The sequence below is a fragment of the uncultured Metabacillus sp. genome, from assembly GCF_947503125.1.
Taxonomy (GTDB): Bacteria; Bacillota; Bacilli; order Bacillales; family Bacillaceae; genus Metabacillus.
In genome coordinates this window covers 11,941-27,079 of the sequence record NZ_CANNCR010000054.1, presented here as the reverse complement: position 1 = coordinate 27,079, position 15,139 = coordinate 11,941, and the positions used below count along the sequence as shown (strand labels likewise).

General features: G+C 38.3%; 14 protein-coding genes. 5 read left to right on the top strand and 9 right to left on the bottom strand.

Annotation, left to right across the window (positions count from 1 at the left end; translation table 11 throughout):
- Positions 1-946 precede the first annotated feature (946 nt).
- Positions 947-1,999, top strand: coding sequence for a stage II sporulation protein D (gene spoIID / locus Q1B07_RS21765; RefSeq protein ID WP_299095708.1), 1,053 nt, complete (start codon positions 947-949; stop codon positions 1,997-1,999).
- Between the two features lie 259 nt (positions 2,000-2,258).
- On the opposite strand, the gene Q1B07_RS27090 is transcribed toward spoIID, so the two are convergent.
- From Q1B07_RS27090 to Q1B07_RS21745, 5 genes are all read right to left on the bottom strand, one after another.
- Positions 2,259-2,504 carry a peptidoglycan-binding domain-containing protein gene (locus tag Q1B07_RS27090; protein ID WP_366945258.1) on the bottom strand — a complete coding sequence of 82 codons (246 nt, stop codon included), beginning with the start codon at positions 2,502-2,504 and terminating at the stop codon, positions 2,259-2,261.
- A gap of 118 nt (positions 2,505-2,622) precedes the next feature.
- Positions 2,623-2,859 (bottom strand): DUF5348 domain-containing protein, encoded by a 237-nt coding sequence (locus Q1B07_RS21760; RefSeq protein WP_299833653.1) that lies wholly within the window; start codon positions 2,857-2,859, stop codon positions 2,623-2,625.
- A 39-nt stretch (positions 2,860-2,898) separates the two neighbouring features.
- Positions 2,899-3,252 carry a cytochrome c oxidase assembly protein gene (locus Q1B07_RS21755; RefSeq protein WP_299833658.1) on the bottom strand — a complete coding sequence of 118 codons (354 nt, stop codon included), beginning with the start codon at positions 3,250-3,252 and terminating at the stop codon, positions 2,899-2,901.
- A 58-nt stretch (positions 3,253-3,310) separates the two neighbouring features.
- Positions 3,311-3,814, bottom strand: a complete 504-nt coding sequence (locus tag Q1B07_RS21750) for a DUF2243 domain-containing protein (protein ID WP_299094120.1) — start codon at positions 3,812-3,814, stop codon at positions 3,311-3,313.
- A 390-nt stretch (positions 3,815-4,204) separates the two neighbouring features.
- On the bottom strand, positions 4,205-5,638 hold the full coding sequence (locus Q1B07_RS21745) for an NCS1 family transporter (RefSeq protein WP_299094119.1): 1,434 nt from the start codon (positions 5,636-5,638) through the stop codon (positions 4,205-4,207).
- A 423-nt stretch (positions 5,639-6,061) separates the two neighbouring features.
- On the opposite strand from Q1B07_RS21745, the gene Q1B07_RS21740 reads away from it, so the two are divergent.
- The 4 genes from Q1B07_RS21740 (at position 6,062) to uraH (ending at position 9,809) form a co-directional block, all read left to right on the top strand.
- Positions 6,062-7,387, top strand: coding sequence for a nucleobase:cation symporter-2 family protein (locus tag Q1B07_RS21740; RefSeq protein ID WP_299094117.1), 1,326 nt, complete (start codon positions 6,062-6,064; stop codon positions 7,385-7,387).
- A 19-nt stretch (positions 7,388-7,406) separates the two neighbouring features.
- On the top strand, positions 7,407-7,904 hold the full coding sequence (gene uraD, locus Q1B07_RS21735) for a 2-oxo-4-hydroxy-4-carboxy-5-ureidoimidazoline decarboxylase (RefSeq protein ID WP_299094115.1): 498 nt from the start codon (positions 7,407-7,409) through the stop codon (positions 7,902-7,904).
- 63 nt (positions 7,905-7,967) lie between these two features.
- Positions 7,968-9,395, top strand: a complete 1,428-nt coding sequence (locus Q1B07_RS21730) for an NAD(P)-binding domain-containing protein (RefSeq protein ID WP_299094113.1) — start codon at positions 7,968-7,970, stop codon at positions 9,393-9,395.
- A gap of 60 nt (positions 9,396-9,455) precedes the next feature.
- Positions 9,456-9,809, top strand: coding sequence for a hydroxyisourate hydrolase (gene uraH, locus Q1B07_RS21725; RefSeq protein ID WP_299094111.1), 354 nt, complete (start codon positions 9,456-9,458; stop codon positions 9,807-9,809).
- A gap of 140 nt (positions 9,810-9,949) precedes the next feature.
- Here the strand turns inward: uraH and Q1B07_RS21720 are convergent, their stop codons facing one another.
- The 4 genes from Q1B07_RS21720 to Q1B07_RS21705 form a co-directional block, all read right to left on the bottom strand.
- Entirely contained in the window at positions 9,950-11,326 is a 1,377-nt protein-coding gene (locus Q1B07_RS21720; protein ID WP_299094110.1) for an allantoinase, read from the bottom strand.
- 279 nt (positions 11,327-11,605) lie between these two features.
- Positions 11,606-12,475 carry a fumarylacetoacetate hydrolase family protein gene (locus Q1B07_RS21715; protein WP_299094108.1) on the bottom strand — a complete coding sequence of 290 codons (870 nt, stop codon included), beginning with the start codon at positions 12,473-12,475 and terminating at the stop codon, positions 11,606-11,608.
- A 24-nt stretch (positions 12,476-12,499) separates the two neighbouring features.
- Positions 12,500-13,675 (bottom strand): amidase, encoded by a 1,176-nt coding sequence (locus Q1B07_RS21710; RefSeq protein WP_299094106.1) that lies wholly within the window; start codon positions 13,673-13,675, stop codon positions 12,500-12,502.
- A 56-nt stretch (positions 13,676-13,731) separates the two neighbouring features.
- Positions 13,732-15,084 (bottom strand): uracil/xanthine transporter, encoded by a 1,353-nt coding sequence (locus Q1B07_RS21705; protein WP_299094104.1) that lies wholly within the window; start codon positions 15,082-15,084, stop codon positions 13,732-13,734.
- Between the last annotated feature and the right edge of the window lie 55 nt (positions 15,085-15,139).

Sequence of the window (15,139 nt, the reverse complement as noted above, 5' to 3'; positions counted from 1 at the left end):
CGCTTGACTATCTAAGTCCCATTGAATATAAAAATATTCACCTTAAAAAAAGTGTCTAGTTTAGTGTTGACATACCAAGATACTTTTCGTGAGCTTGATTTTTTCATTTTGTTGACTCCTTTATTCAAGGTAAGAACATAAGTTTCGTCTTTTATTTCAATGTTAAAACCTTTACGATATACGTATCAAATATTTTCTAATAGTAGAGTTTCTATGTGCTGCAACACATTAGAAGCTCCTTTTTATTTGCCTTTCTACTCTATTGATTTCTCGATTAATGTCACGTTCAGCTTTCCTTAATTCACGCTTATCTTGTTTTCAGCACTACGAATTTGACTATTTAGCTTAGCTTTACTAAATCCTTTTGGCATCTTTAAACACCACCTTTCGTTTCATTTTTTCTTTGGTAAAATTATCCCCCTTTCTAGGCTTTTCCATTATATCAGCCTATAACACTATTAATCAATATGTTGTGATAACTTAAACGATATAAATACTATATATAGTGTTTATGATCAAGTGAATTGGATTTTGTCAAATAAGAAAATCTATAAATTTAAGAGCAAAATCTAGAAATAAAGAGATTAACTACTAATTAACGGTGTTTTTTGATTTGTTCTGTCCTTTGCTTTCTCTTTATTTATAAGAAATATGCAGAATTTTATACATAAAACTCACTATGAAAAAGTAAGTGATAATACCAAAAGGCTTGATATTTCAACAATGTATAAAATCATGCATAATCGATAAAAATAGCCAAAGGCCAAACCCTTGATAATACTGGGTTTGGCTCTTTGGCTTACTTCCGAAAATTAACTTTATGTTAACTAGATTTGTATAAAGTATGCATTCAACCTTAGCTCCAGTCCTCCAAAAATAAAGTTCTATCATTTTTATTTTTTGTATATAAATTGTAAGTATAAGGAACTTAGAAATGGAGGTTAATATGAACAAGTGGAAACAACAGCAAAAATCATGGACAAAACCTAGCATAATATTTTTTGTTAGTCTTTTTACTGTAATTTTAATTGTTCCATCACTTATCGTTGTACCATATGGTCAACCTAAACCATTTGCAAAACAATCTCAAACGATTACGAGTGAACAACCTGTATCCATACAAAAAAATGATTCTCCTTTTGATATTACAGTTTATCGTTCAAAACAAGATACGGTAGAAACAGTACCTTTAGAAGAATATGTTGTAGGTGTTGTAGCTTCTGAGATGCCAACTACTTTTGAATTAGAAGCTCTAAAAGCTCAATCTTTAGCAGCCAGAACATATATAGTTAATCTAATGCTTTCTGATTCTAAACCCCTTGGTATACCCGCCGATGTTGATGGTGACGTCAGTGATAATCATACCTTCCATCAAGTCTATAAAAATAAAGATGAATTAGCTAAACAGTGGGGAAAAAATTATAAATCAAATATCAATAAAATTCAAAAAGCAGTTAACGCTACAAAAGGTCAAATTATAACTTATGATGGAAACCCAATTGATCCTTCTTTCTTTTCGACTAGTAATGGTTATACAGAAAACTCAGAGGATGTTTGGACAAATAATATTCCTTACTTAAGAAGTGTAGCAAGTCCTTGGGATGAAAAATCCCCCAAATTTAAAGATCAAAAAGTACTAACAATTGAAGATGTGGAAAAAGCGCTTGGCATTCAATTAAATCCGAATTCAGACAATATTGGAGAAGTGAAACTTACAGAAACTAAGAGAGTAGATACAATAAAAATAGGCGATAAAGAATTTTCAGGAATGGAAGTTAGAAAAGCTCTTGGGCTTCCCTCCAATGATTTTGAAATACAACAAAAAGAAGAAAATCTTATTTTTACAATACGTGGTTATGGCCATGGTGTTGGTATGAGCCAATATGGTGCTAATGGTATGGCAAAAGAAGGAAAGAATTATAAAGATATAGTTAAGTATTATTATCAAGGAGTCGATATAACTAACATAGAACCTTACACTGAATTGGTCATGAAATAATATATAACTATCAAATTATCTGATCATAGATTCTTTTTATTTTTAAATCTACAAAATAAATATTCAAAGAACCTGCCCTTATAAGGGCAGGTTCTTTGAATATTCGATCTTAATTTAGATATCCACTATCTGGAGTGTAAGAAGATCCACCAGGATCAGTAATTATATGTTCCCAATAATCAGTTGAAATATTAACATGAACGTGGTGATTATTTCTTTGTGCACCTATTACATTAGGATATTTATACGAAAAGTAAGCTCAGATTGAATTCCAAGTACCATCTCCTACAATTCCGTCTGCTGAAAGACCTCTATTATTTTGAAATGCTATTACTGCTGACCTAGTTCCTGACCCAAAAATTCCATCAATTGAACCATTATAATAACCAGCTGTATATAAGAATGCTTGAAGAAATTCTACATATTCACCACTTGATCCACTTTGTACAGTTGGAAAATTTGCGAAATTATTGCTGTGATGGGCTGAAGCTGATGTTGGTTGAATAGTGTTACTGACGCTCTATAATGACAAGAAATTGATGAAATACTTTGTCCATAATCTGACGGAATTATTGGCCGGAAGAAAGGGGAAGCCCGCAGTGTGCTTTAGCTTCCCCTTAATTTTAAATATTCACTTGATAGGTTTCGTTTGGTTTTAAATAAAATTTTGTATCATTTCTACCTACGATAATATACCAATCTCTTCCGAGTTCCATACGGCAAGAAAGCTTCCTTCCATCTCCGAGGTGAAGATCCAACCAATCGCCACAGCGCACCTTGTAACCTGTATTATCACCCCAGAAGACCACCCAACAATCAATATCTTCATTATACTTCATATCTTTCCATCGGCCCTTCATGATAGTTCCCCCTGAATGACATGCTTAATCATATGGTCATCAATGATTCGACGGCCATTTTGAGCTCCATAAAGGAGCTGGATCTCTAAAAATAAGTACTGGCCAACTCTTTAGAATCCGTGACAGACAACGTGCTGCATGAACATTGAGTGTGCGCAGGATAAGCGTCATAGGTGCAGCGAGCGCTAGAAGAAGTGGAGCAAGCATTCCTAGAAGTAAATGGCCAAGCATATGAGCTGCGAAATTAGTATGAGCAAGGTTTGGTATAGGTCCGACAACGGCCAAAGCTAGAAAGAGAACGCCAAAAAACCAGAAGACAGTACGGTATAGAGGCCATCGTTTGCGGCGATGGCTTGTTAGAACTGATGCAAGGATATATACAATCAATGCCATGAAAAATGGTAACATTAACATAAATTCGAAGGAATCTCCATTACCATGATGCATATGGTTATTGTTCATTTGCGGCTTCCCCTCTATTCGATTTTACCCTCTCTCGTGACGTATAAATAAGGATCATTCCGATTACAACCATTACTGCGGCAATGATGTTCCAAATCAAATCATAGATTAGTACATTCTCTACATAGCGAATCTGGTGAATCCTCATGATCTTGTGTTGGATGATCCCATCGTATAATTGGAATAAACCTCCCCCTAGCATAATGCCGCCCCACCACCTTTTCACCAAAAATGTATTTCTGCGACGCAGGTCTGCCACCATAAATAAAGAAAAGATGGTTGCAAACCAACTAAAAGCATGAAAAAGACCATCTGATATCAACCCAATATCTGTTGTGGATTTGTCATAGAAGTGATGCCAGTGCAAAAGTTGATGAAAAACCGTTTCATCAATAAAGGCTACAAGACCAAGTCCAAACAGGAATCCCGACCATAGGTTACGGGTCAAAAAGTCAGAGTGAGTTAATTTATTGGTTTTAGATTTGTTCATCAAATTGTACCCTTTCTTATAAGTCATTACATATCCCAGTTTATCCTAGAGAAAAATGGTATAGACTTGCATTTGTATGGTTTCGTTGTTTGGTAAAAAACACGTAAGAATATCCTCGCAAAATTAATAATTTAAACCCTTTACGATCTCAAAATCACAAAAAGTTTCTGGTCCAAAATTCAATTTATTCAAATGTAATACCAATTGAAGCTACTTATCTACTTATTAAATGAATAGGTAAAAAAAGAGAGTAAACTGCCAGCAACAGTCTACTCTCATACAGTCCGTTTAAAGAGCAAAAGAAGCAAACAACCTACTACCTTATAGGCTGTTTGCTTCTTTTGTTTTCTTTATATTGATAAAATTCAGTGCTTTTACCTGTCTCGCTGTCCCTTAACCTATTGATTTAATTTCCTTGACTTGCTTACAATCCTTCTCAAATATCGTTCCATTTTTAAATGGTGATTTTTTAAACGAATACTTTGTCAGAAGAAAATAGACAATACCTGCAACGACAACGCCGATGACCCACGCCAACTCCACTTTTATAAAGGCAGCGCCAGCTCCAATCAGCATGGCAAGCAGTGCACATGGATTAGATCCGGCAAATGGCCCCTCTTCATTGTACAAATCTGCCACATTTACTTTTTGCTTTCTTAAAATATAATAATCAACAAGTAAAATAGAAACGATCGGTCCTAAAAATGCCGAGTAGATAAGGATAAACAGACCAAGACCATTTGCTGATGAATCCTTTACGAGCACCCAGGGAAATGAGCAAAGTGCTAGCAGCCCTGTTATGGCAACAGCCGCTTTATATTTCATTTTTGTCAGTAACGTAATAACATAAGTTGGCGGAATAATGTTGGCAACCATGTTTACTGCAACCGCACCGATCACAATAAATGCGGATACACCTACTGTAATATAAGGATTATCCACCACAATCGCAAATGCCTTTACTGGATTAGAGATGCCGGTTGCGGCAGCAAGCATGACTCCAATGGTAAGGACGAAGCCGTACGCGATGAAAATAGGCGAAAAATACAAAAACCCGCGTTTTGCGTCACTGATCCCAGATTTAAGCTCTCTTGAATAATCCCCTGCACTTAAAAAGATTGCCGCATAATTCCCTAAAAACATCATAATGAATGCAAAGAAGGGCAGGCCCCAAGTGCCTTCTGTATGTACCCATTTTTCTACTATTATCTCGCTATAGGATGTTAATAGAATGCCAAATACATAGACAAGTGCCAGCATAATAACAATTGAAGCAAGTATTTCCACCCATTTAATCGCATGGAAGCCAAATAGTGAAAGGACAATTTGTACAAGCTGAATCGCTACAAAGCAAATAGCAATATTGTCAAAAGCTCCACCGGTAAGAACTTTCACAATTTCGTTTAAGGCAGTACCTCCTATCCAGCTTTGAAAACCGTACCAAATGATGGCCGGGATCCCGCGTAATAGGGATGATATGATTGATCCTTTCATCCCGAAGGACATTCTGAGCTGAACAACATACGGAATTCCCGTTCTATATCCAAGCCGATCATTTAAAGCAAAAAAAATGGAAATGATGCCAATTGCGATGACAGCTGCGGCAAATGTCTGAAAAATGTTTAGTGTTGCGGTTCCTGCTACAACCAAACTAGCTCCAAGCGTCATATTGCCTAAATTAACGCCGTCTCCAATCCACATAAACATATAGGAGATTGGACTTACCGTTCTGCTCTCTTCGGTTTTTGGCTGTAGTGATTCATCCACACCAGCAGCCTGAAGGTTCTGAGACTCTTCGATCACGTGATTTTCTAGAATTGTTGACATTGTAAACTCAACTCCTTGTTTCAATCATTGCCATATATGATTATTAATCATCATGTAACATAATCACTCATAAAATGTTATATATCCTTACACAAAATAAAGTCTAAATGATTACTTTGGAAATTTCACTGTATAAAATGTGAATTTTCAAATATTTCTTTGTGCTATTTAACTAAAATTTTTGTTTGAACAAGAGGGAAGTATACAAAACTTTGTTCGTACGAATAAATATGAGGAGTTGAAATGTCTGTTTAGTATCATCGCCAACATACAGCAATCACTAAATTTTATATATTTTCTCTAAAAACAATTTACATTTTTAGCTATATTGAACAATGACAGTTTTCCGAATATTCATTATCATGTAAATATTAGAAACATATTGTGTTACTTTTTCTAACGTGTAAAATAAGGAGGTTCACAATGACGAAAAAAATAGGTAAACCAGAAATTTTCTCATTAGGTTTACAGCATGTACTCGCCATGTATGCAGGCGCTCTTTTAGTTCCTCTTATTGTAGGCGGTGCCCTGGGGTTTACGCCTAATCAAATCGCTTTTCTCGTCTCCATTGATTTACTCACATGCGGGATCGCCACAATCTTGCAATCGATGAAAAGTAAGTATGTAGGGATTGGCCTTCCTGTTGTATTAGGCACTTCATTTGTAGCGGTGTCCCCTATGATTATGATTGGTACAAGTTATGGGATTTCTTCCATCTATGGATCCATTATCGCAGCAGGATTATTTATTATTCTATTTGCAAATTTTTTCGGTAAATTAATCAAACTCTTTCCTCCAGTTGTAACAGGAACAGTTGTCACCATTATCGGTTTATCACTTATTCCAACCGGCATAAGAAATATGGGTGGCGGCGCATCAAATCCAGATTTTGGTTCTGCCGAAAATATTATCCTATCATTTGGTGTACTAACGATCATATTAATCATGAATCGCTTCTTTAAAGGATTCCTCCGCGCTATTTCTGTTTTAATCGGGATTATGATCGGTACAATCGCAGCCGCCTTTATGGGGAAATTAGATACACAAGTGGTAGCGGATGCGTCTTGGTTCCATTTGCCAGCTCCATTCCATTTTGGTGTACCTACTTTTGAGATGATGCCAATTTTAACGATGATCTTAGTTGGAATCGTCATACTCGTTGAATCAACTGGCGCTTTTCTTGCTTTAAGTAAAATGACTGGTAAAGAGCTGACTGAAAAAGAGATCGCTAGCGGTTACCGAACAGAAGGGATTGCCTTCACCCTTGGGGGTATATTTAACGCCTTCCCATACAGTACATTTGCCCAAAACATTGGACTCGTTGAATTATCCGGAGTGAAAACGAGGCATGTGACGATTGCGGCCGGATTTATCTTAATCGGCTTAGGCTTTATCCCAAAGATTGCTGCGTTAGCAACTCTTATTCCAACTGCCGTTTTAGGGGGAGCGACTGTCATTATGTTTGGCATGGTTGTCTCTTCTGGAATCAAAATGCTTACTAGAGTTGACTTTTCTAACAATAATAATCTATTAATTATTGCTTGTTCAATCTCTTTAGGACTTGGGGCAACGGTTGTACCCGATCTTTTCGTCGCTTTACCGGATACACTTCGGATCATTGTTAGCGATGGAATTATTACCGGAAGTCTTACGGCGATTATGTTAAATATCGTCTTTAATATGCGTCCTAAACGTTCTTTAAAGGTTATCTCTAAAGCAAATTTAGAGCCGAAAGTGAAGAATTTTTAAGAAATGGAGCAAAGATGACATGTATACGATTGACACATTAAATAATACTTCAAAAGGGCAATTTATCGAGATTGTCGGCGGAATCTTTGAGAATTCGCCTTGGATTGCGGAGAAAGCAGAAAAGGCAAAACCGTTTTCTTCATTAGATCATTTATTTCAGGAAATGGTTAACATTGTTGAAAATTCATCATTGAACGAAAAGCTTACCCTTATCAAAGCCCATCCTAATTTAGGTGAACGAGTCTCCATGACAACAGATTCGATAAACGAACAAAAAGGTGCCGGATTACAAGATCTTACTCCCGATGAATACGAAAAATTTATCAACAGCAACAAGCGATATATGGACAAATTCGGTTTCCCCTTTATCCTTGCTGTACGCGGAAAAAATAAACAGCAAATTTATGAAGCGATGGAATCTCGTATTAATCAGGAAAAAGACACTGAGTTTCAAACAGCCTTAAAAGAAATTTATAAAATCGCCCGGTTGCGATTAGAAGAAAAAATTAGCGACTAACCCTCATTTGAAAAATAATTACCATATTGTATTTGAAGATTTTTAGGAAAGGGATGGAACATTATGAGTTTGGAAGCTTTAAACGAACAAGTTAAAAGAGATCTTTCCTATCTCGCATTTGGTGGAAAGGATTGGGTACAGCCTGTCAGCCACCCTGAAGGACATGTATATGATGTCATTATTGTTGGTGGTGGACAAGGAGGATTAGGAGCAGCTTTTGGTTTGTTGCGGGAACGGATATCAAACATTCTCGTGATCGATGAAAATGTTGAAGGTTTTGAAGGACCGTGGGAAACCTACGCTCGCATGGTCACCTTACGAACTCCTAAACATTTAACTTCCATTGACCTTGGCATCCCCTCTCTTACCTTCCGTTCCTATTGGGAGGCACAATTCGGGGAAAAAGGCTGGGAAGCGATTGATAAAATCCCTCGCGGAGATTGGATGGACTATTTGCGATGGTACCGAAAGGTTCTCAATCTACCTGTTAAAAATGAGGTGAAATTAAATTTGATCGAACCTTTAGAAAATGGCATCCACAGGCTTCATGTTGAAGGAAATGGCGCTCCAGCCGAACCATTATTAGCGCGTAAAGTGATTTTGGCTACTGGAATTCAAGGCGGCGGCCAGTGGCATGTCCCGCAAATGATTTCCGAAAACCTGCCGCCGCATCTTTATGCACATACTTCAAAAGCCATTGATTTTCATTCTTTAAAAGGTAAGAAGGTTGCTATTTTAGGAGGAGGTGCTTCAGCCTTTGATAATGCTAATTTCGCACTAAGTGAAGGAGTCGCTGAAGCCCATGTCTTTGTACGGCGGAAGGAGATGCCGCGTATCAATCCAATCCGCCAGATGGAAGGATCAGGTCTCATTGAACGGTTCTATTCATTAACAGACGATGATAAATATGCAGTGATGGCCCATTTCTTTAAGCATAATCAGCCGCCTACGAATGACACCTTTGAACGTGCAGCTTCTTGGCCTGGTTTTCAGCTTCACTTAGGTTCACCATGGCTTCATGTCGAGGCAACGAGTGAAGGTGCGGTTGTCACGACACCTCAAGGGACATTTACTTTTGACTTCCTGATTATCAGTACAGGCCTTATGACTGATCCTGCACTGCGCCCTGAGCTACGTCTTGTTGAGAAACATATTGCTCGTTGGGGTGATTGTTTTACAGCTCCAGAGGATATAGCGAATTCAATACTTGATGCACACCCATATCTCAGCCCAGGGTTCGCCCTTCTCAGTCGAGATGAAGAAGGTAAAAAGATTCTACATGGTCTATTTTCCTATAACTATTCCGCTCTTATTAGCTGCGGAATTATAGCTGCTGCCCTTTCTGGATTGAGATTCGGGATTCCTCGACTAGTTTCAGCAGTAGCTGAACAGCTATTCCTCGATGATCGCAATGAAATTCTTGCTCAATACTACGCTTATAATGAGCCTGAATTTATTGGTGACTTGAACAATGCAGTGAGCAGATCCTAAGCTACTCACTGCTGCTTTCTTTTCTTAACATATTTATGATGAATAAAGGAGATTCCTATTATGTCAGGTTTAACAACTCATGTACTTGATTTATCTCATGGTCAACCGGCAAGCAATGTGAAAATTGATTTATTTTTTTTAGAAGCTCATGAATGGAAATTCATAAAGACGGTTGAGTCAAATTCAGTTGGACGGCTAGATGAACCCCTTATTCCTGAAAATGAGGTGAAAATCGGAACCTATGAACTCGTTTTCCATGTTGGTGAATACTTTCGCAGCAAAAACATAAAACTGCAGAATCCGGCCTTTTTAGAAAAAGTACCTGTACGCTTTGGGATTGCGAATCTAGAAAGTCACTACCATGTCCCGTTATTGATTTCCCCATGGGGTTATCAAGTTTATCGAGGCAGCTAAAAGAACACGACATTCTATCCTTCATACATGATAGAATGTCGTGTTTTTCTTACTATTTTCATATTCCACATCTTATATTTAATCATGAAAAACCATTCTTCGATATCGGAAGAATGGTTTTATTATGTTATTACGTTTCCTTATTTAAGGAATGCGTAATGCTCAGGTTTTACCCAAGTTCCATGTGGTTGCTCCGCTATTATGTTTCCATCTTGATAAACGATTTTACCTCTGTTGAACGTTCCGACAACTTTACATGGAAATGTATGGCCGATGTATAAGCTTTCTTTATGTTTTGCAAGGTAATTTTCCGCTGTTACGGTAAAGGATTTTTCTGTTGTAATAATGGCAAAATCAGCGTCTGCCCCTTCGACAATTTTTCCTTTTCGATTTGAAAGACCGAATCTCTCTGCTGGCGCAGCAGAAGTCAATTGGGCAATGGTTTCAAATGGTATATTATATTGTATGGCCAGTTCAATCATTGAAAGCAGAGAAAACTGTCCGCCGCTAATCCCCCCCCATGCTTCAAATAAGTTATTAACAGCCGGGTCTTTCAAATCATAGGTACATGGGGAATGATCAGATGAAATCATATCAAATTTTTGCTCAAGGACTAGTTCAATTGATTTCTGTTGTTCCTCTTTTTCTCGTAATGGCGGGGCACATTTTGCGATACTTCCCAATTCTTTTAAATGATCATGATTATACAGTAAATAATGTGGACATGTTTCAACCGTAACATCCATTCCTCTTTGCTTCGCCTGTTCTATTTTTTCGATTGCTAAAGCAGAGCTTATATGGACAAAATGCAGAGGACATCCAGTGAGTTCCACATAGTAAAGGGCGCGTTGTACCGCTTCAACCTCAGCGATGATCGGACGTGTTTCTAAATAATCATCCGCACTAAATGCTCCTGTTTTTTCTTTCTCTGCTTTCAACCAATTTGTAATCGGCGCACTTTCTGAATGCAGAGCTAACACTTTCCCTAATTTCGCAATGATCTTCATTCCGTTTAGCAATGTGATATCATCAGCAGACTCAAATTCTTTATTTCCTGTTGTGGAAAGAAAGGCTTTAAATCCTATAACGCCAGATTCCGCCATCGCTTCAAGATCCTTTTCATTACCTGGTACAAGCCCTCCCCATAAACCAAAATCGACGAAAGACTTCCGATTCCCGATTTCCGCCTTTTGATCAAGGGCCTCTACATTGACAGTGGAAGGTATTCCATTTAAGGGCATATCGAAGTAAGTCGTACAACCACCTGCTGCCATCATCATCGAGCCTGTATGAAACCCTTCCCATTCGTCTCTCCCCGGTTCACTGAAATGAACATGTACATCAATCATCCCCGGAAAAATATATTGATTCTTAGCATCCCAGGTCTTTTTGGCTTGAGTTGTGATGCCTTTTTGAATAGCAACAATTTTCCCATCTTTAATACCGATGTCCGTTTCTTTCACTCCATTAGGCAATACTGCATTTCCGTTTTTTATAATAAAATCAAAATGTTCCATGAGTGAACCCCTTTCATTTAAGTATCCTTTCCTTTTAGGTTCTATAACGAAGTGTCCCACGATTGTTATGTTTCATTACATTTTGTGTTAATAAGTATCATATTTGTGTTTTAGTTTAAAATAGCTTCATTCGTTTTTCATTAGTAAAATTGTGAATTTTCTGTTTTTTGTTTGGATAGTTTACACAAAATATTAATCCTTTTATAAAATAGGAAGGTTAATCAACAAAAAACAAGTCATTAATAGCAGTTACTTGACTTTTCCGTATACTCATTTTGCTTAAGAGTGAGTACCTAAGACTGGATTACGCAAAGCTTTAAAACCATTAATCTGACATTCTACTATATCACCATTTCGAATGACGACAGATCCTGGTGTGCCGGTCATAATGACATCACCAGGGGATAATGTCATAATTTGTGAAAAAAAGGAGACAATGTACCACGGTTGATACATCATATTTGCGACAACATTGCGATGAGCCACTTCTCCATTTAGAATGGTTTCAACGTTTATCGTTTTAATATCCTCATATTCATCCGCTGTGATGAGATAGGGCCCAAAGCTGAAAAATGTATCAAAACTTTTTGAGCGCTGCATATAACGCGGATTCTTCGCATGAATATCCTTGGCCGTCATATCTAATGAAGTCGTAAAGCCGGCAACATATGATGGCGCCGCCGCTTCTTCAATATTTTTACATGTTTTTCCTATGATCATAGCAAGCTCTGCCTCTGCTGTCACTTCCTTCGATTGAGCAGGCAGCTTAATCGATTCCTCCGGTCCTATTAAACTTGTATCTGGCTTCATAAAAATGACGGGTTCCTCTTCAGGAGGCTGTCCAGACAACTCAAGTGCCTTTTCCATATAATTCATGCCAACACCCCAAATTTTACGAGGCTGCCGATAGAGCGGAGCGAATTGTACTTCTTCTGCAAGAAAGCTTGGAAATTGATGTACTTTATTCTGGCCCTCATTTTGATACCAGCTCACCATCTCTGACAGTTGGTCATTTTGTAAAAGGTCAAAAAGGTCAGAAGACCAATTTTTATCCTCATATTCGTTTATCGTTTGGATGAGAGTGACATGATCAACCGAGACCACTGCCGCCATTTCCTTTCCTTCTATTGTTACCGTTGCTAACTTCATCTCAGGCTCTCCCCCATTTCTCGTCTAGTCATGAATTTGTTCCAAAAAATCATTCACCCAATGTAATAGATTCCGATCATTGTCCCGATTCGCGATGAATGATAAGCCGACAGGTAGTCCGTTCACTTCCATCGGTATCGTTACTTGAGGTAAACCAGCTAAACCAGCAATACAAGTTAATTGCATCACCTTCGCACGGTAAAGCTCTGCCCTTTCTCCGTGCAGGTTTCGTAACGGTGCAGGTCCTGGAGCTGTTGGAATGACTAACAGTCCTTCTTCCCCTAAAAGATTTGACATAACTTGAGAGATTTTTTCTCTTATTTGAAAATAATGTGCACTTTCACTCTGTTTCAATGTACTCGTCCATTGAAACCGCTCTGCAATCCCCGGGCCAAATGTCGGATTTTCATTTCGAATCCACTCTCCATGTTCATTCCAAATCTCCAGCCCTTGAATCATGCGGAACGTATTGGCCCATTCTGCTAATCCTTCTTCAGCAATCTGTACCCACTCACAACCATTCACGTTTCTCTCCAGCTTTGGAATAAAGGTAGATAACACTTCCTTAGACTCTTGATCCAACAAGCCCCATGCATCTTCCCCCAAATAAATCTGACGGAAACTTCCATCGGTACTCTGTCCATTAATAAGGAGGTCGCCTATTATCATTAATCGTTTCGGAGTTCTTGCCATCCATCCGACTGTATCAAAGCTTTTTGCTAACGGAATTACTCCATCAATCGATACCACTCCATGTGTTGGCCGAAATCCGTAAATCCCGCAATAAGATGACGGAATACGCACCGACCCGCCAGTATCTGTTCCTAAAGCAAAATCAACTAAACCAGCTGAAACAGCAACAGCCGAACCACTTGAAGACCCTCCTGGAATCCGGTTGGGGTCCCTCGGATTCACAGGTGTACCATAATGAAAATTCTCTCCGTTCAGGCTGTACATGAGTTCATCTGTATGGACCGTACCCTGTAGTTTTGCTCCGTGCTTAAGGAGAGTAGCGATGACCGGTGCATGTTGGTCTGCAGGATCATGTGTCCGTAACCAATCTGGATTACCCGCCGTATTTGTATATCCTTGAATGGCAAAAACATCTTTTACAGAAAAGCTCAATTCATTGAGAAGACCTGTGCCAGTAGGTTCAAGCAGTAGATGTTGATTTACGTAAGCATTCCATTTATCAATCATTGCAATTACCTCCAATTTAAGTGAAACTTTCTTACAGTGGGTTTTCTTCTTCCACTTCAAGCACTTTCATTGCTTTCTTTCATGTACATATGTTTTGACACTTTTCGCTGTTTTTTCGGTGTAAATCGATTAAAATGAATATTTTCTAAAAGCAATGATAATAAAATCCCCAGTAACAGTCCGTTGCTAAGTAATGGTCGTACGATTGTTGGAATCGATTCGAAATATGACGAAGGAAACGTCATAACAATGATCCCAACGAATAATGGAACCGCTAAGCGATAACTATTAGCTGTTGTTAAATCGATACGGGCAAAATATTGCAGGGAGGATTGCAATAGCCGTAAATAGGCAACAAGTAAAACAGCACTCCCTACACTTAACGGCAGTTTCACCATAAGATGACTAATCGCTGGGATGATTCCCATTAACATAAACATTCCACCACCAAGGATAAAAGGAATCCTCTCCAAAATTTTCGTTTGATTCAGAAACCCGATTGATGACACATATGGAGCATAAGGTACCATCCCTGCTAATCCTGCGATGATGGTAAATAGACCGCTTATGGCAAAAGAATGACGATATTGGTTATTTGTCGTCTTTGTTTTATAAATTTCCTCGGTCCCTTTTAGAGCGCCAAATGTATTGGATATGTTAATAAGTCCAGCAATGACCACCGTTAGAATAATCCCTAAGTCAAAGCGAGGTGTACCTAAAGGGAACAGTCCAATGTCTATTTTCCCTGATACATCGATGCCTTCAGTATCAAACAAAAGCGCATAAAGGAACCACCCTGCCATAATTCCAATTAATAACGAATATTTACTGACTACAGGTGTAGCTTTTATGCTTAACAAAATGACGAAAACAGCCACAAAACTTGATAAGAAAAAAATCGGAATATCGATTTGTGAAGATCCTGTTTGTGCCCCAAACGAGATTCCCAGCATCCCTTGGAGAAAAATCGTATTTAACCGACAGCCTAATAAAAACATAAAGACAGCCATCACACCATTGGTAAACAGCTTTGAAAAAAACGCTGAAAGCCCGCTTAATCCAATGATGATGGTCAGGACACCAGAAATGATGATTCCGACCGCAAGATTTCCTCCTAATTCAGTTAATGACATCCCTTGAGAAGGTGCTGCATAACACAAACTTAAGATAACTGCCCACCACAGACCTGATTGCCCTTCCATCACCGATCGTTTATGTCCTGCCATAGCTTGTAACATACACGCTGCCCCAGTAAAGAAAAATGAACATTGAAGTAATGAGATCATTTTTTCCTGAGGAAGGTGGAAAGCAGCCCCTACTGTAATTGGAATGACTACTGTATTTGTGAACAGAAAAAAGAGCCACTGTAACCCGGCAATCCAATGATGCAGTTTAATTCGTTTCGTCATACATTCACCTTCTATCTAGCGAGACTTATCAGATTTTTACGGACAGTTTTCCACC

What these genes read in the sequence shown, in the direction of transcription:
- spoIID (WP_299095708.1), top strand. Translation starts at nt 947, where the DNA reads ATGAACAAGTGGAAACAACAGCAAAAATCATGGACAAAACCTAGCATA.
- Q1B07_RS21760 (WP_299833653.1), bottom strand. Translation starts at nt 2,859, where the DNA reads ATGAAGGGCCGATGGAAAGATATGAAGTATAATGAAGATATTGATTGT.
- Q1B07_RS21755 (WP_299833658.1), bottom strand. Translation starts at nt 3,252, where the DNA reads ATGGCATTGATTGTATATATCCTTGCATCAGTTCTAACAAGCCATCGC.
- Q1B07_RS21745 (WP_299094119.1), bottom strand. Translation starts at nt 5,638, where the DNA reads ATGTCAACAATTCTAGAAAATCACGTGATCGAAGAGTCTCAGAACCTT.
- Q1B07_RS21740 (WP_299094117.1), top strand. Translation starts at nt 6,062, where the DNA reads ATGACGAAAAAAATAGGTAAACCAGAAATTTTCTCATTAGGTTTACAG.
- uraD (WP_299094115.1), top strand. Translation starts at nt 7,407, where the DNA reads ATGTATACGATTGACACATTAAATAATACTTCAAAAGGGCAATTTATC.
- Q1B07_RS21730 (WP_299094113.1), top strand. Translation starts at nt 7,968, where the DNA reads ATGAGTTTGGAAGCTTTAAACGAACAAGTTAAAAGAGATCTTTCCTAT.
- uraH (WP_299094111.1), top strand. Translation starts at nt 9,456, where the DNA reads ATGTCAGGTTTAACAACTCATGTACTTGATTTATCTCATGGTCAACCG.
- Q1B07_RS21720 (WP_299094110.1), bottom strand. Translation starts at nt 11,326, where the DNA reads ATGGAACATTTTGATTTTATTATAAAAAACGGAAATGCAGTATTGCCT.
- Q1B07_RS21715 (WP_299094108.1), bottom strand. Translation starts at nt 12,475, where the DNA reads ATGAAGTTAGCAACGGTAACAATAGAAGGAAAGGAAATGGCGGCAGTG.
- Q1B07_RS21710 (WP_299094106.1), bottom strand. Translation starts at nt 13,675, where the DNA reads ATGATTGATAAATGGAATGCTTACGTAAATCAACATCTACTGCTTGAA.
- Q1B07_RS21705 (WP_299094104.1), bottom strand. Translation starts at nt 15,084, where the DNA reads ATGACGAAACGAATTAAACTGCATCATTGGATTGCCGGGTTACAGTGG.